Source organism: Sphingorhabdus sp. SMR4y, assembly GCF_002218195.1.
GTDB lineage: Bacteria > Pseudomonadota > Alphaproteobacteria > Sphingomonadales > Sphingomonadaceae > Parasphingorhabdus.
The window spans coordinates 270,444-294,844 of record NZ_CP022336.1 but is presented as its reverse complement, the minus strand read 5'-3'; the positions used below and the strand labels follow the sequence as shown (position 1 = coordinate 294,844).

The 24,401-nt window shown below is 56.3% G+C and carries 21 protein-coding genes; 12 read left to right on the top strand and 9 right to left on the bottom strand.

Annotated elements, in window-relative coordinates:
• The first annotated feature begins 31 nt into the window (after positions 1–31).
• Complete coding sequence (wecC, locus tag SPHFLASMR4Y_RS01365; RefSeq protein WP_089134602.1) at positions 32–1,330, top strand: UDP-N-acetyl-D-mannosamine dehydrogenase; 1,299 nt, start codon at positions 32–34, stop codon at positions 1,328–1,330.
• 11 nt (positions 1,331–1,341) lie between these two features.
• Here the strand turns inward: wecC and SPHFLASMR4Y_RS16825 are convergent, their stop codons facing one another.
• From SPHFLASMR4Y_RS16825 to SPHFLASMR4Y_RS01335, 5 genes are all read right to left on the bottom strand, one after another.
• On the bottom strand, positions 1,342–2,394 hold the full coding sequence (locus tag SPHFLASMR4Y_RS16825) for a glycosyltransferase family 4 protein (RefSeq protein ID WP_186266010.1): 1,053 nt from the start codon (positions 2,392–2,394) through the stop codon (positions 1,342–1,344).
• A gap of 2 nt (positions 2,395–2,396) precedes the next feature.
• Complete coding sequence (locus tag SPHFLASMR4Y_RS01350; RefSeq protein ID WP_186266009.1) at positions 2,397–3,977, bottom strand: ArnT family glycosyltransferase; 1,581 nt, start codon at positions 3,975–3,977, stop codon at positions 2,397–2,399.
• Positions 3,978–4,248: 271 nt separating this feature from the next.
• Positions 4,249–5,130: an FkbM family methyltransferase gene (locus tag SPHFLASMR4Y_RS01345; RefSeq protein WP_089131963.1), complete on the bottom strand. Its 882-nt coding sequence runs from the start codon at positions 5,128–5,130 to the stop codon at positions 4,249–4,251.
• Positions 5,127–6,038: a hypothetical protein gene (locus SPHFLASMR4Y_RS01340; RefSeq protein ID WP_089131962.1), complete on the bottom strand. Its 912-nt coding sequence runs from the start codon at positions 6,036–6,038 to the stop codon at positions 5,127–5,129. Before SPHFLASMR4Y_RS01340 ends, SPHFLASMR4Y_RS01345 begins: the two co-directional genes overlap by 4 nt.
• A 3-nt stretch (positions 6,039–6,041) precedes the next feature.
• Positions 6,042–7,067, bottom strand: coding sequence for a glycosyltransferase family 2 protein (locus SPHFLASMR4Y_RS01335; protein ID WP_089131961.1), 1,026 nt, complete (start codon positions 7,065–7,067; stop codon positions 6,042–6,044).
• Positions 7,068–7,223: 156 nt separating this feature from the next.
• Here SPHFLASMR4Y_RS01335 and SPHFLASMR4Y_RS01330 point away from each other — a divergent pair, with 156 nt between their 5' ends.
• The 3 genes from SPHFLASMR4Y_RS01330 (at position 7,224) to SPHFLASMR4Y_RS01320 (ending at position 10,830) form a co-directional block, all read left to right on the top strand.
• A complete protein-coding gene (locus tag SPHFLASMR4Y_RS01330; RefSeq protein ID WP_089131960.1) occupies positions 7,224–8,102 on the top strand; it encodes an HpcH/HpaI aldolase/citrate lyase family protein in 879 nt (292 codons plus the stop codon).
• A gap of 91 nt (positions 8,103–8,193) precedes the next feature.
• Positions 8,194–9,648 carry a coniferyl aldehyde dehydrogenase gene (locus SPHFLASMR4Y_RS01325; RefSeq protein ID WP_260807031.1) on the top strand — a complete coding sequence of 485 codons (1,455 nt, stop codon included), beginning with the start codon at positions 8,194–8,196 and terminating at the stop codon, positions 9,646–9,648.
• 12 nt (positions 9,649–9,660) lie between these two features.
• Positions 9,661–10,830 (top strand): CaiB/BaiF CoA transferase family protein, encoded by a 1,170-nt coding sequence (locus SPHFLASMR4Y_RS01320; RefSeq protein ID WP_089131959.1) that lies wholly within the window; start codon positions 9,661–9,663, stop codon positions 10,828–10,830.
• 1 nt (position 10,831) lies between these two features.
• Here the strand turns inward: SPHFLASMR4Y_RS01320 and SPHFLASMR4Y_RS01315 are convergent, their stop codons facing one another.
• A complete protein-coding gene (locus SPHFLASMR4Y_RS01315) occupies positions 10,832–12,202 on the bottom strand; it encodes a DEAD/DEAH box helicase (protein WP_089131958.1) in 1,371 nt (456 codons plus the stop codon).
• A gap of 480 nt (positions 12,203–12,682) precedes the next feature.
• Between SPHFLASMR4Y_RS01315 and SPHFLASMR4Y_RS01310 the strand changes: the two genes are divergently transcribed.
• Complete coding sequence (locus SPHFLASMR4Y_RS01310) at positions 12,683–13,564, top strand: TolB family protein (RefSeq protein WP_089134600.1); 882 nt, start codon at positions 12,683–12,685, stop codon at positions 13,562–13,564.
• Positions 13,565–13,712: 148 nt separating this feature from the next.
• Entirely contained in the window at positions 13,713–14,549 is an 837-nt protein-coding gene (locus SPHFLASMR4Y_RS01305) for a class I SAM-dependent methyltransferase (RefSeq protein WP_089131957.1), read from the top strand.
• Between the two features lie 180 nt (positions 14,550–14,729).
• Here the strand turns inward: SPHFLASMR4Y_RS01305 and SPHFLASMR4Y_RS01300 are convergent, their stop codons facing one another.
• Genes SPHFLASMR4Y_RS01300 through SPHFLASMR4Y_RS01290 form a run of 3 tightly spaced genes read right to left on the bottom strand, consistent with a single transcriptional unit; the run spans position 14,730 to position 19,258 of the window.
• The gene (locus tag SPHFLASMR4Y_RS01300) at positions 14,730–16,598 is read right to left on the bottom strand and encodes an AMP-binding protein (protein ID WP_186266008.1); all 1,869 of its coding nucleotides are present in this window, start codon (positions 16,596–16,598) and stop codon (positions 14,730–14,732) included.
• Positions 16,599–16,608: 10 nt separating this feature from the next.
• Positions 16,609–17,004, bottom strand: a complete 396-nt coding sequence (locus SPHFLASMR4Y_RS01295) for a 2,4'-dihydroxyacetophenone dioxygenase family protein (protein ID WP_089131955.1) — start codon at positions 17,002–17,004, stop codon at positions 16,609–16,611.
• 22 nt (positions 17,005–17,026) lie between these two features.
• A complete protein-coding gene (locus tag SPHFLASMR4Y_RS01290) occupies positions 17,027–19,258 on the bottom strand; it encodes a TonB-dependent receptor (RefSeq protein ID WP_186266007.1) in 2,232 nt (743 codons plus the stop codon).
• A 236-nt stretch (positions 19,259–19,494) separates the two neighbouring features.
• Here SPHFLASMR4Y_RS01290 and SPHFLASMR4Y_RS01285 point away from each other — a divergent pair, with 236 nt between their 5' ends.
• The 6 genes from SPHFLASMR4Y_RS01285 (at position 19,495) to SPHFLASMR4Y_RS17275 (ending at position 24,298) form a co-directional block, all read left to right on the top strand.
• Complete coding sequence (locus tag SPHFLASMR4Y_RS01285; protein ID WP_089131953.1) at positions 19,495–20,469, top strand: helix-turn-helix domain-containing protein; 975 nt, start codon at positions 19,495–19,497, stop codon at positions 20,467–20,469.
• Between the two features lie 111 nt (positions 20,470–20,580).
• On the top strand, positions 20,581–21,366 hold the full coding sequence (locus SPHFLASMR4Y_RS01280) for a glucose 1-dehydrogenase (RefSeq protein ID WP_089131952.1): 786 nt from the start codon (positions 20,581–20,583) through the stop codon (positions 21,364–21,366).
• The gene (locus tag SPHFLASMR4Y_RS01275) at positions 21,363–22,346 is read left to right on the top strand and encodes a thiamine pyrophosphate-dependent dehydrogenase E1 component subunit alpha (protein ID WP_089134599.1); all 984 of its coding nucleotides are present in this window, start codon (positions 21,363–21,365) and stop codon (positions 22,344–22,346) included. Before SPHFLASMR4Y_RS01280 ends, SPHFLASMR4Y_RS01275 begins: the two co-directional genes overlap by 4 nt.
• Positions 22,333–23,382, top strand: a complete 1,050-nt coding sequence (locus SPHFLASMR4Y_RS01270) for an alpha-ketoacid dehydrogenase subunit beta (protein ID WP_089131951.1) — start codon at positions 22,333–22,335, stop codon at positions 23,380–23,382. The genes SPHFLASMR4Y_RS01275 and SPHFLASMR4Y_RS01270 overlap by 14 nt, the downstream gene beginning before the upstream one ends.
• Complete coding sequence (locus tag SPHFLASMR4Y_RS01265) at positions 23,379–23,609, top strand: lipoyl domain-containing protein (RefSeq protein WP_089131950.1); 231 nt, start codon at positions 23,379–23,381, stop codon at positions 23,607–23,609. Before SPHFLASMR4Y_RS01270 ends, SPHFLASMR4Y_RS01265 begins: the two co-directional genes overlap by 4 nt.
• Positions 23,609–24,298: a biotin/lipoate A/B protein ligase family protein gene (locus tag SPHFLASMR4Y_RS17275; protein WP_145955426.1), complete on the top strand. Its 690-nt coding sequence runs from the start codon at positions 23,609–23,611 to the stop codon at positions 24,296–24,298. Before SPHFLASMR4Y_RS01265 ends, SPHFLASMR4Y_RS17275 begins: the two co-directional genes overlap by 1 nt.
• Positions 24,299–24,401 lie beyond the last annotated feature (103 nt).

The following is a 24,401-nucleotide window of genomic DNA, read 5'->3' as shown; positions in this document are numbered from 1 at the left end:
CGGACCGGCGCACTGCGGAGTGGATTCTCATATGTTATCGGAAGAAAAACCAAGTGTCTGCGTCATGGGCCTCGGCTATATTGGCCTGCCAACGGCTGCCGTTATCGCCCGTTCAGGCTGCCCGGTGCTCGGCATCGACGTCAATGAACGGGTTGTCGAAACGATCAACTCGGGCCGTATCCATATCGAGGAAGTGGATCTGGACGGGCTGGTGCAAGGGGTGGTTTCACGGGGGACGCTGCGCGCTTCGCTGCTTGTCGAACCGTCCGATGTCTTTGTCATCGCAGTGCCGACACCCTTTGGCGCCGATCATATACCCGATACCAGCTATGTAATGGAAGCGGCCACCAATATCGCCGCAGCGCTGAAAGCGGGCGATACAGTCATTCTCGAATCGACCTGCCCCGTGGGCACGACCGAGAAAATGCGGGATCTGATCGCGAATTTGCGGCCCGACCTCAAAATTCCGGGTCTGTCAGACGAAATCCCCGATATAGCCATCGCCTATTGCCCGGAACGGGTCCTGCCCGGTAAAATCCTTGAGGAATTGATCCAGAATGATCGCAGCATCGGAGGCATCACGCCGCGATGTGCGCGCAAGGCGCTTGGCTTCTACCGCCGGTTCGTGCGCGGCGAACTGGTAACCACATCGGCGCGCGCCGCCGAGATGACCAAATTGGTCGAAAACAGCTATCGCGACGTCAATATTGCGTTCGCCAACGAGCTGTCGATCATCGCCGATCATATGGATCTCGACGTCTGGGAGGTCATTCGTCTGGCCAACCGTCATCCGCGCGTCAATATCCTGCAACCCGGTCCCGGCGTCGGTGGCCACTGCATCGCGGTCGACCCCTGGTTCATCATCCACAGCGCGCCCGATCAATCGCCACTGATCCGTATCGCCCGCGAAGTGAACGACGGCAAGACCGGCCATGTGCTGGAGCAGGCTTCGCTGCTGATCGACGAATTGCCCGGGGCTTCTGTCGCCTGTTTCGGCCTCGCATTCAAAGCCAATATCGATGATTTTCGCGAAAGCCCCGCCCTGAAGATCGCCGCCAAGTTGGCGCGGCGCTATGGGGGACGGATAAAGATCGTCGAGCCCTATGCCAGCGAACTGCCGGCCGCATTCGAAGGCACCGGCGCCGAGCTCATCGACATCGATCAGGCGCTGGAAAACTGCCCGATCATGATCACGCTCACCGATCATGACATGTTCAAATCAATCCCGCTCGACGAACGCGCCGGCAAGGTCGTCTATGACACGCGCGGAATCTGGCCGGATCAGCCGGACAACCGGGAAGCGGCCAGCGGATTGAGATTGGCGAGTTGAGCAGCTAGGCCCTAGATTTTGTCGTAAACTTCCACGGTCTCTCTGGCGACCCGGTCCCACCCGTAGCGGGTGGTGGCCATTGCCTGCGAACCTGCGGTGAATGTAGCGCGCCTGTCGGCGCTCCAAGATCGGACCTTCTCTATAACCGTGGTCCATTGTTCCGGAGAATTGCTGTCGGCGAGAAAGCCGATATCAGGGGTCACGACTTCTGCCAGACCGCTATGATCGGAGGCGATGACCACGGCCCCGCAAGCGGCAGCTTCGGCAGCAACCAGTCCGAATCCTTCCTTGCCCAGACTGGGCACAACAACCGCCAAGGCTTTTCCATATTCCGCGATCAGCTTTTCCGGAGTAAGATTACCCAGATATTCGACCAGGGGCGAATCCAGTGTTTTCGCCTCCTCTTCATCCCAGATCGTGCCAGCGACTCTTATTCCTGGCGGTGACGTCATCCGCGGCAGCACCTCGTTGACGATGAACGACAACCCTTTGCTCGGCGTAATCCGGCCGGCAAAAAACAGACAATCATTATGTAGGCCTGCGGGCGTATCGGAGCGAATATCTGTGGCCAGTGCGACTTTCGTCACGTGCCTAAAGCCCAGTTGGCTGGCCAATGAAGCAATCCATTCGCTATTCGCGATCAACCGTGACCGGCGCATCAACCGCGCACCGGCTTTGACATAGGCCGCATAGAATCGGCCCGAAAGACTGTTCTTTGTCGCAAGGTTCAGATCCGAGCCGTGAGCCGACAATATAACGCGCGTCTGCGGATAGCGCAGCGATGCGATCCAACCCAGCGGCCAGATCGCAACATCACCCAGATGCACGATCTTCGCGGGTCTCGCGAAGAGCAGACGGATCGCGGTCTTCACGCCGAAACCGATCAATGCGCCCACTGACGGGACCGCGCCATCCGCTCGTCCTGGCAGAGCGATTATGTCCAGCCGGTGGGTTTTGCCGAGTTCTTGCGTCAGGCGGAGGCAATAGGTTTCCATCCCCCCTATGGCCGGCGCCCATTTTCGGGTGATGAAGCGGACGTCGTGGTCATCAGAATGTGCGCTCACGATCAAAATCCTCCCGCTATCGGTCCTTCCGGAAAATCTTCCGGCAGTTCCGGGATATGATCGAGCGCCCATAATTTGACGCAGCCGGTCCCTTTATGGCGCACCATATGCGTTCCTGCGGCGAGTGAGACACTTTTCCTGTCGGCTATATATTGGCCGTCGATGACGAGACCGCCACCATCGACCGAATAGACACCGCTGCGGAATATGCGCAATTTTTGCTCTGCCCTCTGCGAACAGACATTTTTGCCTGCGATGAAAATTGTATCACTGTGACGCAAAAAATTGCTGCGAAGCGCCGCAACATCGCGTTCGGGCAATAACGGTGCTGGGCCATCATGCTGATAAACCAAGTTGAGCGCATTGCCGGTTGCAATGACAAAAGCGATCCGGCCGTCTTCGATATCGCGGGCAATCTGTCCTTCGCGCTCTTTCCAGTAGCGTCCCAGAGCGATTCCGGAAATAAGCGAACGAAATTGTCTCGGATATTCCGGCATATAACTGGAATAAGAGAGATAGGGTGTGGGCTCAGGGAACAGCCTTTCGACTTCGTTGATCGTCGCGCGCTGTCGCTCGAGTGTGCCGTAGGGCTCGTTCACCAGCAGGAAAGCCGGGCCTAACAGAGACAATATTATCACCGGGCCCAGGCCATATCGTCCGACCAGCTTTACCAGTACGGGCGCGATCGCGACACAAACCGGCGGCAGCAAAAATGTGAAGAAATAGGGAAATGTGTTGCGGTAGAATAAGATACACAAAAGTGGCCCGCACAGGCCCAGCAACAGGACTTTAACGTTTCCGGGTAATCCGCGAGCGACCGGAATGAGAAGAATCAGTCCCAATGTAAGCAACGGTGCCAGGGCCATTTCGGCAAAAACATATCGTATCTGTTCAAACTCGAAGAAGCGCAAGAAACTGGCTGTTTTGGCGGCCAGACTGCTTCCCTGAGTCGAAGATGTGGCCAAGGTGGAACCGTGCAAACCGACGATCATGAGAAAAAAGCCAATGGCCACCGCGAGCAATACTGCGGACCGATAGATGACACTTGACCGCGGACCGGTGGTTTCATGCCACTTCAAATAAACAGCAGCGGCAAAACAGGGCGCGTAGAATATGCTTTTTATCGTGAGGGCCCCCGCGAGTCCGACGAGGATGCCCGACAGGATCACGCGTTTCCACGAGAATGAACCAGAGACAAGCAAACAGAGGGCGCCCATCAAGGCTGCCGCCGCCACCGGATCAGGGCGATATGTAAACGAATTGGTAAACACGAAACCGGCGGTCAGGTAGATTAGGCCAGTCAGAAATGCTGTTTCACGATCGACCAGCCGGCGAGCCAAATGGATGACGCATCCCATCGTAAGAAGCGCGCAAGCCAGCATGGCGATGCGGGCAACCTGGATCTGCGTGATCACGTCCTGAGCGACCAGCGCTGCCCAGCCGAACAACCGTACGTGCAGGGATTGCAAGCTGCCACTCAGGCGACCGTCGGCCAGTTCGTAAATCTGCCCGAAGTGCAGAAACTCATCCCAGTTTATGGCTTTTTGAAAGATCAGCCATATCTGGCAGAGGATAACGGCCACTAAGACGATGGGGATGAGCCACTGCCCAGTTCTTTCCAGTGCCGAAACGCGTATCCGATTTACTAGACTGGTAAGCGTTGTAAATGAGACAGCAATCATTTGACAATGACTCTGATGTCATACGCAAGCGAAACCGATAGCCCACTATACGAATGAGCGGTTCTGACGATACGATTGCAGATACAGCGACTTGAGCTGAGCAGAAATTCTATATTTTTGATTTCGGTCCTCGAATCTGCTGACATCGGGATAGCGGTCTTCTCGGTCAAAGCTAGCGAGTAAAAAATAGCTCGAATGTTCCGCGATCACCATTTCTGATCGCATCCAGTTGATCAAGCTCATAGGTTCGTGCCAATCCGGGGCGATCATATTGAACGATAAGAGACGGTTTCAGGCCCGCATTCTCGATCCGGTCCAGAATTTCAGTCATTTCGTCCCGAGTGAGAATAGTTCCATGCAATTCAAGGAAAAGATGGCGGATCGACTTGAGCGTCTTTTCCGCTCCTCTAAGGACCTGAAGCTCGTACCCTTCAACGTCCATTTTAACAAACGTTGGAATTTCATTCCTTTGCGCAAAACTATCGATCGTAAAACAATCGACCTCGATGAAGTCTGTATCAGATTTTGGCGCGCTGCGGCAGGAGTGCCAATTGGAAAGATCAGACACATAAAGTGGAATTTTTCCATCACTTGCTCCAAAAGCGCCTTGCTGTACAATGACATTGTCAAAGTCATTCAGCGCAATGTTTCGTTCCAAGCGCATTAGATTTTCGGGATGGGGTTCGACAGCATATATTTTTTTGCAAATTCGTGCTTCGATCAATGCATAATACCCAATGTTAGCACCCACTTCGAGCACTACATCATCTTTGTCTAGGATGTTCAGGATATGGCCGGTCGCGATAGGTTCCCGAATACCGTCAAGCAGGATATCGCGATCCAGCCCCGACTTGTTGGCGTCCAGTTCCATTTGAGAACCCAACACCGTGCGGATGATTTTTCCATTAAGATTCAGCCGGTCAAATCGTTTGCTTCGTTCCCGTTCATAATTTCGGGCATGTGCATAATTGCGCAGGCGCGCCGCAGTCTGCCTTAAACCGACACTGCGCGCCATATCGATCGCAGCAGACATCTCGGAAGTAAATTTTGTCATTTCGGATTCTCCGTAATCTGGAAATTGTTTGAACTCGAGTGCAGAACCGTGCCCAGCATGACAATAGTCGCGCACGATGCCAAACCGACGATGCGATTAAGTGCGATAGCCAGAAATGCTGCAGCCGGAGCAATTTCGACCAGGCTCGCCAGAGCGGCAGCGATCGCTTCACCGACTCCAAGTCCAGCAGGAGTGATGGCAGACGCTGAACCGGCGATGTTGGCGAAAGAAAAAAACAGTGCCGTTTTGAAAGGGACGATGACATCAATGATTGCGAACGCCAAAAGCATTCTGATACACATCAGAAACAACCCGAACAGTCGGTGCAGCATCATTTGCAGAGCAATGATCCAACCGGCCTGCGTGATCATCCATACCACTATTGGCAAAATGATTGCGCAACCGAAGAACAGGAAAATTATTGCTGCAACATGCTCGCTCGGGAACAGTGCAATACCTGCTCCCACCATGGACATTGCAACCCATAAAATAGCTGCTCCCGTGACGAGGGCAACGCTCTTCCCGATATTGGTGCCCGCTTTTTTGAGGGCAACGGTGCGGACTATCGCACCGCCCGGAACCGGCAGTGATTCCGCGAGTTGAGCATAGCCTGCCGTCCACCAAGCATTGCCGAAAGTAATACGCGTCCCTGCTATGCGCGACAACAAGGTCAGGCCGACCGCACCATAAGCGATACCTGCTGGTCCCATCACGAAAAATATCGCCAAAGCCGGCCAGTAGCGCAATTGATGCAACTGAAGCGATGTTGAGCGCAAAGACCAAAAAAGTCCAATAAGGAACAGGGTGCCGATTACGACCGTAAATGGCTTCCTGTACGACCTGATCCATCCAAGCATAGTCTGCAAGGACAGCATCATAACGTCGACGATAGATCGGCGCTTGGTCATGGCTCAGAGACTTTTTCGAATCGAGTGTTTTGCAACGCCAGTACTATTGGGTCCGGGGTCTTGAACATCTTCATCCGCACTATGCATGGATATATTGTCCTCCAGCTTGTGCAATCTCTCCAGTGTCTGCTCCAGCAACTGCCGGTTGCGCCCGACCAGATCGGCCACGGCGCCGAACATGATTGCGACGACGCCGAGAACGATGAGCGAGCCGCCGATCACCAGCGACTGGATATGCCCGCCGCCCTCTCCTATCGCATAGAAATAGAGAAAGCGTATAATCGGAGTTATGCCAATCAAGGCGGAAATGCCACCCGCCAGCACGAAGACCTTCAGCGGATTATACATCGCATAGGAGCGGATCATGGTCGCACCGGTATTGGTGATGAATTGCGGCACCGACTTGAATAGCCGTGACGGGCGGATCGCGCCGTTGGTGCGGATCGGGACCGAGACGATTGCCATCCGTTTCCGGCCGGCCTGGATCAGCATTTCCGTGGTATAGGAAAAGCTGGATGTGATATTGATTTTTTGCGCCGCGGCCCGGCTGATCGCGCGAAACCCGCTGACCGCGTCGGTGATATGCGTATTGGATAGGCGCTTGACCGTCGCGCTGCCGAACATCTGCAGGAGCCTTTTGAAAGGACCGAAATGCGCATTGTTGCGGACGCCCCGGTCACCGACCACGATATCGGCTTCTCCGGCAAGAATCGGCGCGACCAGCTTGCAGATGTCCTGCCCCTCATATTGGTTGTCGGCGTCGGTGTTGACGATGATATCCGCGCCTTCGGCCAGCGCCCGGTTGATGCCGGACTGGAAAGCGGCGGCAAGGCCCCGGTTGGTGCGGTGCCGGACAATATGATGGACGCCGAAGCGGCTTGCGACATCGCTGGTATCATCTTCACTGCCATCATCTATAATCAGGATTTCGATTGTGTCGATGCCGTCGATCTGTCGCGGCAAGGCGACGAGCGTTTCGAGCAGAGTTCCGGCCTCATTGAAGCAAGGAATCTGGATTATCAATTTCATAAGATGCGCGCTCCCCAAGTCGTCGCCCCGACCGAGTGGGCTATCAAAACGTCCAAAAACCGTTAGAAATTTCCTAGTAGACTATGGTTAACAAAGCGTAAACAACCATCGATTAACTGGCTTTGCGTCTTGCATTCAGGATGATACGGTAACGCCATGACCCAAACACCCTTTCGCCCCCGTCGCTCCTGCCTGTACATGCCCGCCTCCAACAACCGCGCGCTGGAAAAGGCAAAAAGCCTCGCCGCCGACACGATTATCTTCGATCTGGAAGATGCCGTGGCGCCGGAAGCCAAGGAGGACGCGCGCGAACAGGCCTGCGCCGCTCTGCGCTCCGGTGCCTATGGCAAGCGGGAACTGGTCGTGCGGATCAATGCCATGGATACGCCCTGGTTCGCCCAGGACCTCAAACAAGCCTGCCAAAGCAAGGCCAATGCAGTGCTGGTTCCCAAAATTCTGTCCGCCGACGATATCATAGCCATCAGCAATCTGATGGATGAATATGACGCGGACCGGAACAGCAAACTCTGGGCGATGATCGAAATGCCGCTCGCCATTCTGAATCTGCCACAGATTGCGGCACTCGGGGGACAAAAGCGGCTGACTGGTTTTGTCATGGGTTTCAATGATCTGGCGAAAGAGATGCACGCCGATCACGAGCGCGGCAATTTTCTCTCGGTCATGACCCAGACGGTCATTGCTGCCCGCGCTTACGGGCTCAATGTCATCGACAGCGTGTACAATGATTTCAACGATCCGGACGGCCTTGTTGCGGAATGCCTGGAAGCCCGGAAGCTGGGCTTTGACGGCAAATCGCTGATTCATCCGGTACAGATTGAGACCGCCAACCGCATCTTTGCCCCGCAGGCCGACGCCATTGCCGAGGCAGAAGCGATTATCGCCGCCTTCAAGGATCCGGTGAACGCCGGCAAGGGTGTCATCGTGGTCGATGGAAAGATGACCGAACTGCTGCATCTCAAGCAGGCAAAGCAGCTGGTCGCAACCGCTGCGGCGATTGAGGCTCTGGCCGAATAAACGCTTCGCTCTCGACAAGCTGCCAGAAAAAAGTTTAAGTGGTCAATTGAAACGGGACGGGGCGTTGCAGCCTGCCCTTGGGAGAGCAGATATGGAAGCATTGGAAGCCGCAGCAGGCGAAGTCGGCAAAGACGAAATGATGAAGCTTTTTCAGGCGCAGCGCGATGCGTTTCACGCCGAATTGCCCGTCAGCTACGAAGCCCGAATGGACCGGATCAATCGCACCGCCAAGATGATCATCGAAAATCAGGACGCGCTGTGTCAGGCCGTATCCAACGATTTCGGTCATCGCAGCAGCGTCCAGACCGTGATGACCGACCTGATGTCGGTCGTCGGCCATGCCAGAGATCACAAGAAAAATCTGAAAAAATGGATGCGCCCCGAGAAGCGGAAAATGGACTTCCCGCTGGGCCTGCTGGGCGCCAGCGGACAGGTGGAATATCAGCCCAAGGGCGTGGTCGGCGTGATCGCGCCGTGGAATTTCCCGATCAACCTCGCCTTTGATCCGGCAATCGGGGCCTTTGGTGCCGGCAACCGGGTGATCATCAAATTTTCCGAATTCACGCCCGAAACCGGCGAACTGGTGAAAAAGCTGGTCGCCGAATATTTCGCGCCAGAGGAAATGGCTGTGATCACTGGCGGTCCGGAAACCGGCAAGGCCTTCTCCGAAATTCCGTGGGACCACCTGATCTTCACCGGCGGCGGCGGCATTGCCAAACATGTGATGGCCGCCGCCGCGCAAAATCTGACTCCGGTTACTCTGGAACTGGGCGGCAAGTCGCCAACCATCATCGGACCGGACGCCGACATCCAGAAATCAACCCAGCGCATCGCCATGGGCAAGATGATGAATGCCGGGCAGATTTGTCTGGCACCCGATTATCTGCTGGTGCCGCAGGACAAGGAAGATGCCGTCGTCGAAGGCATTGCCTCCAATGTGGCGGAACAATATCCGACGCTGATTTCCAATGACGATTATACATCGGTAATCAACGGCCGGCACAAGGAACGTCTGCAGGGCCTGATCGATGACGCCGTCGAAAAGGGCGCGAAACAGACCATCGTCAATCCTGGCGACGAGGATTTCTCCAATACCAACAGCAACAAGATGCCGCTGACCGTATTGCAGAATGTCAATGACGACATGCGGGTGATGCAGGAAGAGATTTTCGGCCCGGTGCTGCCGGTAAAGACCTATCGCAATCTCGACGAAGTGATCGACTATGTGAACGACCATGACCGTCCGCTCGGGCTTTATTATTTCGGCGAGACGGAAAGCGACAAGCGCAAGCTGCTCGACCGGACCATTTCCGGCGGGGTCACTGTCAACGACGTGATCTTCCATATCGCCCAGCATGACCTGCCATTTGGCGGGGTTGGACCTTCGGGCATGGGCGCCTATACCGGTCCGGACGGCTTCAAGGAGTTCAGCCACGCCAAGGCGGTCTATCGCCAGCCGAAGATCAATATTGCCAAAATTGCCGGTTTCCTCCCCCCTTATGGCGCGGGTACGGAAAAGACCATGAAACAGCAGATGAAACTCTAGCGTCAGGCAATTATGGCAGATTTTCCGCTAGCGGGGCTCAAGGTCCTCGATTTCTCGCGTGTCGTGGCGGGCCCCTATGCCACGCGGATGCTCTCGGATCTGGGCGCCGAGGTGCTGAAGGTAGAGCCGCCCGAAGGCGACGTGACCCGCAAGCTGGCGAAGCGCGAAAACGGGGTCAGCGGCAATTATCTGCAGCTCAATATCGGCAAGAAGAATATCTGCGTGGACCTGAAGGCCGACGGCGCGCGCGAGCTGATCCACCGTCTGGCGGTCGAGGCGGATATCGTCGTCGAGAATTTCCGTCCCGGCGTGATGGACAAGTTCGGTATCGGCTGGGCCGAACTGTCGAAGGTCAATCCGCGTCTGGTGATGCTCTCGATCTCGGGCTACGGCCAGAATAGTCCTGAGCGTGGACGCGCGGCCTATGCGCCGGTGCTGCACGCCGAAAGCGGGATCATTGCCCGGCAGGCCGAGATGAGCGGCGGCAAGCCGACCGACATGCAATTTGCCATGGCGGACAGCTACAGCTCGCTGCACGGCATCATCGCAATATTGTCTGCCTTGCGGACGCTCGACCAGACCGGCGAAGGCCAGCATATCGATCTCGCCATGGTCAATGTACTGCATTCTGCCGATGACTATGCCCATTTTGCGCTCGACGACATCTGGCCGAAAGCGCCCGAGACTCTGGTCTGGGAAGCGCCCGAAGACCGGCAGATATTGATCACCGGCGATATGAAATGGCTGTGGATCATGTTTTCGACGAAAGATGGCCTGCAGGACCCTACTCCCGCCGGCGCCGACATTCCCACCAAGGTGCGGCTGCGTCACGAAGCGATGGAAAAGCATATCCTCTCCTATGAGAGTTTTGATGCTCTCACCGCGGCGCTAGACCGGCTCAATCTGGCCTGGGGAGAAGTTTTTCCTTTCGGCCCCGCTATCTATGATCAGCCGAGCGTAAAGGCGAATGGCGTCGTCGTCGATGTGACCGACGACGAAGGCAATGCCCGCCGCACCATTCAGTCCCCCTATCGCTTCTCGAAATCGAAAAGCGGCATCGACAGCAATGCCAGAACCGCAAAGCGCGGCGAACATAATGTCGCCGCGCTTCGGGATTGGTTGGATATGGATGATCAGGAAATCAGCGCGCTTGCGCAAAGCAAGGCGCTGATCTCGGATTAGCCTAGGCGTCGGCCTTGCGGGCCTGACGCCGTTTGAATGACTTGGCACCATTGTTCCAGTGCTTCGGTCCGTCGCTCTTGGCTGCCGAACCGGGGCCACCACGACCCGAACCACCACCAGGACGGCCCTTGCGGGAGCTGTGCTTGTTTTTTGGCGGTCCGCTGCGCGTCGGTTTTGCACCATATTTCTTGGGCTTCTGGCCGTATATCCGCGGTGCAACTTCTTCGCGTGGCGGTTCGTCATAGCCGTCCGGCAATGCGATAACATCCGGTTTCACGCCGGTCAGCTTGACCACGTCGCGCAGGAACTGGCGCTCGTCGGGTGCGACCAGCGAATAGGAAATACCGCTAGCCCCTGCCCGCGCCGTCCGACCGATGCGGTGGACATATTGCTCGGACACATTGGGCATGTCGAAGTTGATGACATGGGTGATGCCGTCAACATCGATCCCGCGCGCCGCAATATCGGTGGCGACAAGAATGTTGATCTTGCCCTTCTTGAAGTCACCCAGAGCGCGTTCGCGCTGTGGCTGGCTCTTGTTGCCGTGGATCGCGGCAGAGTGGATACCCACCGCCATCAAGTTTTTCACAACCTTGTCAGCGCCATGTTTGGTCTGGGTAAAGACCAGCATGTGATCGGGATTTTCCTTGTTGATGAAATCCTTCAGCAGGCGCTGCTTGTCGTCCTGGTTGATATAGGTGACCTTCTGGTCAACCCGCTCGGCGGTTGTCGATTGCGGTGCAACCGAAACCTGGACCGGATTGGTCAGGAACTGGTCGGCCAGTTGCGAGATGGTCTTCGGCATGGTCGCCGAGAAGAACAGGCTCTGGCGCTGTTTTGGCAGCATCGGAACGATTTTCTTGAGCGGAACGATGAACCCGAGATCGAGCATCTGGTCGGCTTCGTCGAGCACCAGGATTTCAACCTTGGACAGAGTCAGATAGCGCTGGTCGATCAGATCGAGCAAGCGCCCCGGAGTTGCCACCAGCACGTCAACGCCGCGTTCGAGGATGCGCTTCTGCCGGTTGATAGGCACGCCACCGAAAGCAGAGGTCACGTAAAGGCCGAGACCTTTGGAATACCCGGTCATGCTGTCGGCAATCTGCCGCGCGAGTTCCCGGGTTGGTGCCAGCACGAGCATCCGGCATTCAAAGCGGCCGGCGCGTTTCTTGTTGTTCAGCAGATGATGGATCGACGGCAGCGAGAAAGCAGCGGTCTTGCCGGTGCCGGTTTGTGCGATACCGAGAATATCCTTGCCTTCGAGCGCCGGGGGAATGGCTTGCTGCTGAATCGGGGATGGAGTGGTGTAGCCGCCTTCGGCCACGCGTTTTTGAATAGGTTCCGCCAATGCGAAATCAGAAAATTTGGTCAATTTTATATACCTTGTAATAGCAGCAAGTTTCCAGCGCACAGCATGGAAGCTATACGCGTGTTCGCCGTCTGTTAAGACGACCCGCGTGATCAGGCTGCCGGAAAGAAAGAAGCAATGAAGGCGATAGGTTCGAGATGATCTTGTCATCTCTCACGCAGAACTTCCGCCAGACGGTCAATCGATGTTGCCGCCCTTGCTGCAATGCAACATAGGTGGTTCTGCGATTAAGTCAAGCGTTGTGATGGCGGTGATGGTGCTATTTCTGGAGACAGTTACCCGAACAGCCGCGCTTCTATCGAAATAGAATCTCTATCACCTGCCGGCCCGAGGGCTGCTATCCGGGCTACGGGGTTCCCTATTCGATCCTTTCTCATTCCCGACCCGAAATTGTATCTGTCGATACCGCAGTGTAGTTTGTCGAACCGCGATATTGCACCGGGTGGAAAATTCTATGCTCGCGGCCAAATTGATGAGGGAACCATGACCAAATATATCTTGTTTGCAGCAGCAGCGCTGCTACCCATTGCTGGCTCTTATGCCAGTGAAAGCAGCGCGCAGGAATCATCGAAAACGCCAGCCGTGCCGATAGCCAAAGCTTATCTTGGCCAGAATCCGCCCGGGTTGACCCCGGAAGCTTTCGCACCGGGGCTCGTAACCACCGAAAATTGGGAATATGGCGGCGCGTTCTCGCCCGATATGAGAGAATATTATTTGCTCAAAAGCGACGAAAATGAATCAACTGCGTTCGTTGTGTTTCGGTATGAAGATGGAAATTGGCAAGAGTCCCGTATCTCCGGAAGAGTCGGTCAACCCGTCATATCGCCGGATGGCCAGACCATGCATCTTGGCAAACGCTACAAGCAGCGCACGGCCGCCGGTTGGTCCGAGATCATGGACCTCGGCGGCAAGTTCGATGAAATTCAGATCATGCGCCTGACCGCATCTGCCAAGGGAACCTATTATTTTGACGAGGTGGGTTCGGATGGTGACGGGCAGATCCGATATTCGCGACTGATCGATGGAGAGCGAGAAGAACCCAGACTGGCTGGCCCGGCAATCAACACCGGGACATGGCTCGCCCACCCCTTCATTGCCCCCGATGAATCCTATATACTCTGGGACGGCAGGCGCGAGGAAGGCTTCGGCAATTCCGACATTTATATCAGCTTCCGGCAAAGCGATGGCACATGGGGCAGCGCCATCAACCTTGGCGATACAATCAACACCGACGCCTGGGAGGCCGCCGCCAGCGTGACTCCCGATGGTAAATATCTGTTTTTCCACCGCTCCGTATCCGACGGCAATGTCGATATATTCTGGGTGGATGCGCAAGTGATAAAGGATCTCAAGCCAAAGCAGTAAGGCGCCATGGCCCTGTCATGACAAATGCACCGGCGGCGGAACTGCGTTGATCGACCAGGTGGCGAATTGGGCCTTTCCCAAAAGGTCGCCAAACCCGGCAGCCACCAAATAACTATCATTTCCGCCAGATATATTTATGGCCTAGCCGATGACCGACGCAAAACCACACAACCGCGACAAGAATTACCGGATCAAAAGCGACAGCCCGTTTCTGCAGGCGCTGGGCGTTGCGAACGACGCCGGCGAGATCAAGCCCAACAAATATGCCAAATATCGCCAGATTTGCCGTTTTGTCGAGATTTTCATCGAACGGATCGAGCGGACCCAGGCGGTAAAGCAGAAGCGGGTCAAGGTGTTGGATATCGGCTCGGGCAAGGGTTATCTCACCTTTGCGATGTATGACCAGCTCGCCAAGGCAGGACTGAACCCCAAGATTGACGGCGTCGATACGCGCGCGGAAATGGTCGATCTGTGCAACGCAGCGGCGCAGGCGTCCGGCTTTGAAAATCTGGCGTTCCACAATATGAAGGCCGAGGATTTCGTGCAGGGCTATTATGACGCGATCGTCGCGCTGCACGCCTGCGATACCGCGACCGATGATGCTCTCTTCTACGGCATAAGGTCGAAATCCAAACTGATCGTCTGTGCGCCTTGCTGCCAGCACGAGGTTCTGGTGGACCTGCAGAAGAGCGAGACAGAAAACCGCAAGTTCATCGCGCACGGCCTGTTTCTGCAGAAGCAGGCGGACCTGATCACCGACAATGCCCGCGTTATGCTGCTCCGGTCGCAGGGCTATCAGGTCGATGTCATAGATTTCGTCTCGACCGAGCACACGCAGAAGAACACGCTGATTACCGCGATCAAGAAGAACAAGCCGTCGCCGAAATATCTCGAGCAATATGAAGCCTACAAGAAGGCTTATGGTTTTGCCGGCATAAAACTGGAAACGCTGATGCGCGAGGCAGGGTTGATCCGCTCGGAGTAGAATGGCGTCGCTATCCTTGCGCAGAATGGACTACAGCTGCAATTGCCTGTCTCGCCGGTCTGGTCACTCCAGACATATCGACTCGCCTGGGCGGAGCCTGGCGGCAATAAGCGCAAGGGTTGCTGACAATCCGGCGTCAGCCACGACGCGCATGTTCTGGCCGTTCCTGCAGCCATATTCCTAGCGGTCTGTCGTTCTCACTTTGGAAAGAATTGCATCGATCGCTTCAGGATTTTCGATCGTATTGGGTGTCGTTACCGCCTGGTCATTGGCGATCGCGCGCAACGTTGACCGCAGGATCTTGCCGGAGCGGGTTTTGGGCAGCGCAGCAACAACATGAATGGTTTTCACCGACGCAACAGCTCCGATTTCCGAACGGACGTGAGCGATACATGCCGAGACAAGCTCGCTTGCCGCTTGCTGCCCGGACGTGACAACAAAAGCGACGGGGATCATTCCCTTGAGCGGATCATCGGCACCGATCACCGCGCATTCCGCCACTCCGTCGATTTCTGCCAATGCACCTTCCATCTGTCCGGTAGACAGCCTGTGTCCGGCGACATTGATGATATCGTCGGTTCGGCCCATCACGTGCATGAACCCGTCGGCATCACGGAAACCCGCGTCGCCGGTTTCATAATATCCGGGATAGGATGCGAAGGCTTTCCGATAGCCTTCCTCATTGCCCCAAAGGCTCTGATAACAGCCCGGCGGCAAGGGACATTTTATCGAGATATTGCCGACTTTTTCGTCACTGACGCTTTCACCATTGTCATTGAGAACATGGAATTGATAGCCCGGTACAGGAAAACCCGCGCTGCCGGCCTTTCGCCGATCATCACCCAGGCCCATGCAGGTCGCCAGGGCCGGCCAGCCGAGTTCCGTCTGCCACCAATGGTCGATGACCGGTCGACCGGATTGTTGCTCGAGCCATTTTATCGTGTCCGGATCTGCGCGTTCCCCGGCCAGAAAAATCGCTCTCAATGAGGGTAGCCCGCTCGCCGGATAATATTCGCCATTTTCGTCTTCCTTACGGATAGCGCGAATGGCGGTCGGCGCGGTAAAAAATACCGCTACCTGATTGCGTTCGATAACCCGCCAGAATTCCCCGGCATCCGGAGTGCCCACCGGCTTGCCTTCATAGAGGACCACGGTGGCCCCGGCGAACAACGGTCCATAGACGATGTAGCTGTGGCCCACCACCCAGCCGACATCGGAAGCCGCCCAGAAACATTCGCCGGGCATCAGGCCGTAAATATTCTTCATGCTCCAGTTGAGCGCCACAGCATGCCCGCCATTGTCGCGTACCACCCCTTTCGGTGTTCCGGTCGTACCTGATGTATAGAGGATATAGAGCGGGTCGGATGACTTCAGCGGAACGCAATCCGCAGAACCGGCCTTGGCAAGCTGCTCCGACCAGTCCTGCGCCCATCCGTCGGCGATATCCGCTCGTGAAGTTTCCCGCTGAAAAAGCAGGACAGCGGGCACACGATGTTTGGCCAGCGCCAGGCTCTCGACCACCAGTGGCTGGTAGGGAATGACTTTTTTCCCTTCAATTCCGCAGGAAGCGGTCAGCAACAGTCGCGGTTCAGCATCGTCAATTCGCTTGGCCAGCTCCGGCGGCGCAAAGCCGCCAAAGACGACCGAGTGGATGGCACCAATCCGGGCACAGGCCAGCATGGCGACCATGGTTTGCGGAATCATCGGCATATAGATGATCACGCGGTCGCCCTTCCCCACGCCTTGCGCGGCGATCATGCCGGCTGTCCTCGCGACCTCCGCTTGCAATTCGCGATAGGTAAATGCCTGCCTTTGCCCTGTGACCGGACTTTCGTAAATGACCGCGATCTGGTCAGCCCTGCCATTGGCGACATGACGGTCGACGGCATTATAGCAACTGTTCAGCTGGCCATCGGGAAACCAGCTTTGGCTGCTTTCGTCCCAGCCGATTCCCGGCGCTTCTATCCAGTCGATTTCCGAAGAGGCTTCCAGCCAGAAACGGTCCGGATCGGCGCTGCTGGCAACTATCGTCTTTTCATAATCATGCATCAGGCGCAGCTTATCCGTTCGACAGCTCGGTTAAAAGCGAATGATCCAGTATCGATACCACATTATTTTCGTCATCAAGAAAAACCACGGGGCCGTGGTTGGTGAAATAGAGCTCGGTATATTCCGGAAAAGCCGTATGTTCATGGATCACGTCCAGCGGCTCATATCCGTATGTCCCCTCCAGCGCCACGCCCATGCGATATTCCATCTTGCCCTTCACCACATAATATTCTCCCGCGCCGAGATGACGGTGCCGGGGGAAAAAGCTGCCCGGCTGACAGCGAAGCAGCACGGTCCATCGTCCCGTCTCCTTGCTGGCAAAGAACAGCTTGAAATCAATCCCCTCCACCAGGTTCGACCAGCCAATATCTGCGGGGGTGGTCAGCAGTTCCGGCACTATTTCCATGTGAATATCCTATCGTCTGGGGTTAGAAAGTAAGCCGGATTTCGGCGCCATAGGTGGCCCGTTCGCCATAATAGCGGGGCACAAAACCGAAGCCTCGGGTGTCGGTCGCATCGACAATATAGGCCTTGTTGGTGACATTTTTGGCCCAGGCCGCCAATTCCCATCCATTGTCAGGATCGGAGAGGGAAGCCCGCAAATTGAGCAGCCCATAGCCGTCGCCGGAACTGATCAGAGGGTCCTGGGCATTGTTATAATATTTCTTCCCGGTAAAATTATACTCGGCCCGCCAGCGGGTTTCAAAGCGCCCGACTGGCACGGTTACCTGCGCGTTGGCCGAGAGCGTAAACTTGGGCGCTCCCGGCAGTCTGTTGCCGGAAAAATCGCGCGGCAAACCGGTAACCGGATCAATGGCGCCGGAAAGATAATTTTTGAACTTGGCGTCAAGAATGCCAAAATTCAGCCCCAGATCAAGCCAGTCAGACGGCGTCGCAAAGGCCTCCACTTCAACACCCTTGATCGTCGCGTCGGCGGCATTGTCGAGCCCCAGAGTCGGCACGGCGCTACCAGCCTGCGTATTGACCGAGAGAACCTGAAGATCGCTATAGTCGTAATAGAAAGCTGCGACATTCAGTCTCAGATTGCGATCAAACAGGGTCGACTTGAAGCCGATTTCATAAGAAATTAGCGTCTCCGGGTCGACCTGTGTACGCTCGGCCACGCTGGTGATGATCCCGATATTGAAGCCGCCGGCCTTGAAACCCTTGTCGACGCTGACATAGGCAAGCACATCATCGGTAACATCGTAATCCGCCGACAGCCGCCACGAGAAAGACTTGTAGGAATCGCGAAGGCTGGCGAACGGCACCAGCGGAACCGGAGCGCCATTGGGAATGTCGTCATCGAAAAATCCGGACACCAGATCGGCCTGGTGGGTCGCGCGAACCTTGTCGATCGTATATCGCGCTCCCACGGTCAGGCGCAGCTCCGGAACCACCGCGTAGGTCGCCTGGCCGAATGCCGCATAGGCCTTGTTCTTGCGGGTGGCCTGCGTGATCAGAGGCAGCGCGCCCTGGGCAAAGGTCAGCTCGCCAAGCAGATCGGCATTGCTGCGCGCATTGAAATCCTCATAGAAATAATAGAGTCCGGCAATCGCATTCAGGGTGCCGTCATCATAGGATAGCTGCAATTCCTGGGTAAACTGCTCGGCATCCGTCAAGAAGGTGATTTCATCGACCCGCAAAGGCCCGCCGTCGACATCCACTGCATTATCAACGTCGCTCTTGTCATAGCCGGTCAGGGAGCGGACCGACCAGTCGCCAAAATCATGCTGGGCGACAAAGTTGACAAAGACATTGTCCGAGTGATTGCGTGAAGGTCCATTGAAATTGAGCAACCGCTCGTCATCCGGGAAAGGATCGGTATAGCCGAACAGATCGGCTCCGTTGATCGTTCCCACCGGCTTGTTTTCCAGATAGTCACTGCGATCCCGGCCACCGCCGACCGTCAGCCGGAGATCTGTGTCGGGCCCCGGACGCAACCGGAAAATTGCACGCGCCGCGGCTTCGTCGACATCGATTGCATCGGTGCCGTCAAACCGGTTGAATTTTTCACCATCCCGTTTGCGGATCATACCGGCAACGCGGACCGAGAAGCCATCGGTAATCGGGAGCGATGCGGCAACCTCCCCTTCAAACAGGCTGAAACGGCCATAGCCGAAACGGGCATTGCCTTCGAACCGGTCCTCAGGAAGTTTGGAGAAAAACTGGATTGCACCGCCAGTGGCATTTTTGCCGAACAAAGTGCCTTGGGGGCCGCGAACGACTTCGATGCGTTCCAGATCAAACAGCGAGAAAATCTGGCTACCGGTCGACGCGACCACGACATCATCCCGGTAAACACTGATCGGGCCGATCGAGGAGCTGTTGAAATCATTATTGCCGACACCGCGAATGAATATGTTCGGCACGCCGCCAAAGGTCTTGATTTCAAGATTGGGTACCTGGTCCCCGATCGAGAGGCTGTTGGTAAAACCGGCGTCGGCAATCATCTGGGTATCAAATGCGGAGACGGATACCGGCACGTCCTGAAGATTCTGCGCCCGCTTCTGCGCGGTGACGACAATGATGTTGACGCCGCCGCCCTGGTCATCCGTTCCGGCATTATCCGGCGCTGTCTGTGCGAGCGCGGTGCCATGGGCGAGCAGGGAAACCGATGCAAGGGATGCGACTATTGTTGCGCGGCAAATATTCTTCATTGTTCTTCCTTCTCCTGAACGGTGAGCCATCTTGAGTGCGGCTTTCCGATTGGCCGGTAATTAGCCGGTAGGGGCCCGGCATTCTTGCATGGGAACGGCGTCCTTTTTGTATTCCTGTGAACCATTGCCTGCAAAATTGTTTCAGAGAGACACCAAACTTGGCAAATTGCGCCAGCAAACCACAGTATCTTGCGAATATCTCTCGGCCATCGTAGCATTGGCTCAGGAGAGGGATCATGAAGATAATAGAGGAAGAGAGCTGGCAATCGGCCTGCCTGCCTCCGACCAGGCAATTGCCCGGCTTTCAGGAAGTGCTCGACCGCACCCATTTCCACTGGGACCTGAAATCGGATCGGGATGACCAATATATAGCCGAAGTGCGCCGGCGGGCGGTGAACGACTATATGCTTACCCATATCGTGGCCGACCCGGTGACCGGATTTCGGTCAATGGACGATGTCAAAAAAAGCAATGACGCCTATTTCTGCCTGCTGTTCTTCACGCAGGGCGAATGCCTGCTTGAACAAGGTGCCAATGAGACCGTCGTGTCCAATGGCAAAATCGCGATCTGGGACAGCACCCGTCCTGCAAAATTTCAGAACACCAGCCGACTGAATCAATTTTCGATATTGATCCCGCGCGAGAAGGCCAAAATCATGATCCCCGGAATAGAGGATATGTGCGGGCTGAGCGTCGATGGCAACAAGGGCCTTGGATCGATCCTTCATTCCCATCTTGTGCAAATTCACCAGGCTATCGAACTGGTGGAGCCGGAAGATCGGCCGGCCGTGTTGCGGGCGACCGTCGAGCTGGTTGCCGCAGCCTTCAAGCCGGAAAGTGCCAATCGTTCTAGTACCGTTTTCCGTCAGGCCGTCCTGAACCGGGTACAGGAATATATAGTCGCCAATCTCGGCGAGCCGGACCTTTCGCCGGCAACGGTAGCCGCGGCCTTCAAATTCAGTCCGCGCTATCTGCACCGCTTGTTCGAGGAGTCGGACGAAAGCGCGGGCAGCTGGATCCGCAAGCGGCGGCTGCACGCCGCCAAGGCCGATCTTGCTGATGCGGCAAATAACAGATTGTCGGTAACCCAGATTGCCATGCGGCGGGGTTTTGCCGACGCCTCGCATTTCAGCCATGCGTTCCGGAAGGAATTCGGACAGTCGCCGCGACAGTTTAAACAGACCTGCCGGAGCAGCGATCCGCGCGACTGAGCCACTGTTTCCACAGCCAGTTCGCCCATAATCAACTTTGTTGCCACGCTGACACAAGCCTGCTGGCGCGTGGTCCCCTATCCCCGAAGAACAAGAAGAGGGGATGTTAATATGGCAGGACGTCTGCAGGACAAGATCGTGTGTATCACCGGTGCGGCGCAAGGCATTGGCGCCGGCATCGCCGAGGCCATGGCGAAAGAAGGCGCGCGCATCATCATCGGCGATGTCAACGACGACGGTGCCAGGGCGCTCGCGGAAAAAATCGGTGCACATGCCGTTCACCTGGATGTTTCCTCGCAGGAGAGCTGGCAGGCGCTGGCCGATTATGTCGGCAAGCATTTCGGGAAACTTGATATTCTGGTCAACAATGCCGGACTGGAACTTGTGAAGCCGATGCAGGACCACAGTCTGGCCGACTGGCGCAATATCATGGCCGTCAACGTCGACGGGATTTTTCTGGGCTGCAAGACGTTCGAAGCGTTGCTCCGCGAATCCGGAAAGTCCGGCTCCCCTGCATCGGTGATCAATATTTCCTCGATCGCCGGTCTGGTCGGCTACCCCGATCAACTGGCCTATAACACGTCAAAAGGCGCCGTGCGGCACATGTCGAAAAGCCTAGCGATAGAATGGGCGGCGCACGGCGACGCGATCCGCTGCAATTCGATCCACCCCGGTTGTATCCGCACACCGATGCTTGAGCTCGCGGTCGAAGGATGGGTCGAGAATGGCTCGGTGCCGGCCGATGATCCCTGGAGCGCCGTCGCTGCTCTGTGCCCGTTGAATACCGTCGGCCTGCCGGAAGATATCGCCATGGGCGCACTATATCTCGGCTCGGATGAATCCCGCTTTGTCACCGGCATCGAACTGGTGATTGACGGCGGATGGGTGGCCCGATGAGCAGCAATCACAGCAAGCGCCTCTGGATGTATGCCCAGATGGTCAAGAGCCGGTATTTCGAGGATATGATCAAACCGGCCTATTTCGAAGGCAAGACGCCGGTCTTCAACATGGCGAAAGGCCCCCTTCCCGGCGAGATGCACCTGTCCGACGGGCAGGAGCCTTGCGCCGTCGGCGTGTGCGCCCATTTGCGCGCTGATGATACAGTCACCGCCACCCACAGGCCGCATCACATAGCCATCGCCAAGGGTGTCGATCTGAACGCCATGGCGGCCGAGATTTTCGGCAAGAAAGACGGGCTGGCCGGCGGACGCAGCGGTCACATGCACCTATTCGATCCCGCAGTGAATTTTTCCTGCTCGGGAATTATCGCACAAGGGATGGGCCCGGCAGTCGGCGCAGCGATGGCGGCCAGAATGCAGGGAAGCGATGCCGTAGCGGTGGCCTTTCTGGGAGAAGGCGCAGCCAATCAGGGCGCTTTTCATGAAAGCCTCAACCTTGCGTCGGTTTGGAAAGCCCCCGTGGTCTTCGTCATCGAAGACAATAGCTACGGTATTTCCGTGCCCAAAAGCGCCTGCACCGCAATCGCCAGTAACGTGGATCGGGCGGCGGGCTATGCCATGCCGGGCCATCATGTCAGCGGTAATGATCCGGACGGCGTATATGAAGCTGCCGGCATCGCGATCGAACGGGCGCGGTCCGGTTCGGGACCCAGTCTGATCGAGATAGAAACCAGCCGGCTGGAAGGCCATTTCATGGGTGATCCGGAAGGCTATCGGCCCAAGGACGAGGTCAAGCGGTTGAAAGAAATCGATCCCATTCCCGCCTACCGAAGCCGGTTGGTCAAAGAAGGGTTTGAAGAATCAGAGCTGGCTCGCGTGGAAAAGGAAGCGCGCGCGTTGGTCGAGCAGGCCTTTTCCTATGCCCGCAGTAATGACTATCCGGAACCGAAGGAGGCCTTTGACCATGTCTTTGCCTGATGCAACTGTTGAGAAACCGGCTGCAGAACGCCGGCTGACCATCGCAAAGGCGATGAGTGAGGCCATTGGCCAGGAGATGGAACGCGATCCGTCCGTGCTGGTGATGGGCGAAGATATCGGAAAAATGGGTGGCGTGTTCGGTACGACAACCGGACTGTTCGAAAAATTCGGCGCGGAGCGCGTGCGGGACACGCCGATTTCCGAGACCGCCTTTATTGGTGCGGCCGTTGGCATGGCGGCGTCCGGGCTAAGGCCCGTCGTGGAACTGATGTTCGTCGACTTTTTCGGCGTCTGCATGGACGCGATCTATAATCTCGCAGCCAAGCAAAGCTATTTTTCGGGTGGAAAAATTTCCTGCCCGATGGTGCTGATGACCTCGGTCGGCGGCGGCTATGGCGATGCCGGCCAGCACAGCCAGTGCCTCTACGCCACCTTCGGACATCTTCCGGGCATGAAAGTGGTCATCCCGTCCAACGCGCATGATGCGAAAGGCCTGATGCTCTCCGCCATTCGCGACGACAACCCGGTCATTTTCATGTTCCACAAGGCATTGCAGGGCATGGGTTGGCTCGGCACGGTTGCCGGTTCGATCAACGATACGCCGGAGAGTGACTATCTCGTGCCGATCGGAAAAGCCTCAATCGTTCGCGAGGGCAGCGACATAACAATCGTCGGTCTTGGAGCCACGGTGCACCAGGCGCTCACCGCTGCCGAAAATTTGGCAAAGACGGGGATCAACGCAGAAATCATAGATTTACGGACGATAGCGCCACTGGACCGGGAGACTATTTTTGCCTCGGCATCCAAAACCGGCCGACTGCTGGTGGTGGACGATGATTATCTGAGCTTCGGTATCGGAGCGGAAATCATCGCCAGTGTTTGCGAAGCGCTACCGGATCCTCTGAAATGCCCACCGCAGCGCATCGCCCATCCCGACATCCCGATTCCGTTCACACCCGTGATGGAACATTTCCTGCTGCCCGACGCAGGAAAGATTGAAGGCCGGGTCAGGGCCATGCTGGGAGAGAATACATGAGCGACATAGTGGTGCCTCAGGGGCAGTGGGAAGCGGATCAGGAAGCCGCCCTCTCCAACTGGCTATATGGCGACGGTGAAACCGTGCAGGAAGGCGTGACTGTCGCCGAAATAATGGTGGAAAAAACCAGTTTCGAAATTCCCGCGCCGACCAGCGGCACGCTTGCCATTACAGTAGCGGAGGATGAGGTCGTGGTGCCGGGACAGGTGGTCGGTTCGATACAATAATGGCCTCTACACCGGAGCGGGATCTTGTCCGGCGCCTGGCCCACGCGATCTCGGCTGAAACTGCGGTTGAAACATGTTCTGGACAGCGGGCGATAGACGATGATGACACGCTGCTCGAAAAAGTCGCTGCCTTGCCATCTGGATCAACCCGTCTCAGAATCTGGGAAAATCATAACTGCCTCGTCACAACACGCCCTGTCGCCAAGCGGACAGAGTTCGCTGATGCGGCTGAGTTGAGCGCGAGATCAGGTTGGCCGGTCCATGTCCGGTCGTCAGGCGGTTCAACCGTGATCCATCGCCCCGGAATATTGAACATATCACTGGTGCTTTGTGGCGGGAAACGTCGAGTACAACCCAATGAGAGCTATACTGAACTGACCGCATTGCTGCAAAACGCATTCCGAAAATTGCAGATTGAAGCTTTTACCGGACCGATCGCCGGCGCCTATTGTGACGGCAATTACAACCTGTGCCTGAATGGCAGGAAAATTGCCGGAACAGCATCGCGCATCATTCACCGCCAGAACCAAACCGCCTATATCTGTCACGCGTCCATCGCGGTCTATGGCTCGCCCGAGAGGGATATTTCCCTGATACGTGCATTCGAGCGACGGGTCGGATTGGACAATGTTTATGCAACAGACAGCCATATAACGCTCGCGAACATGATGGACCTAAGTCCTGAATGAACGAGCATCTCTCCTGCGCCCCCACCCCAATTCCGGCACCGGCCACCGTTCCCACTTGATGCGTTAAGCAGACCGGTTAGAGTAGACCTTTCACGCATCTCGC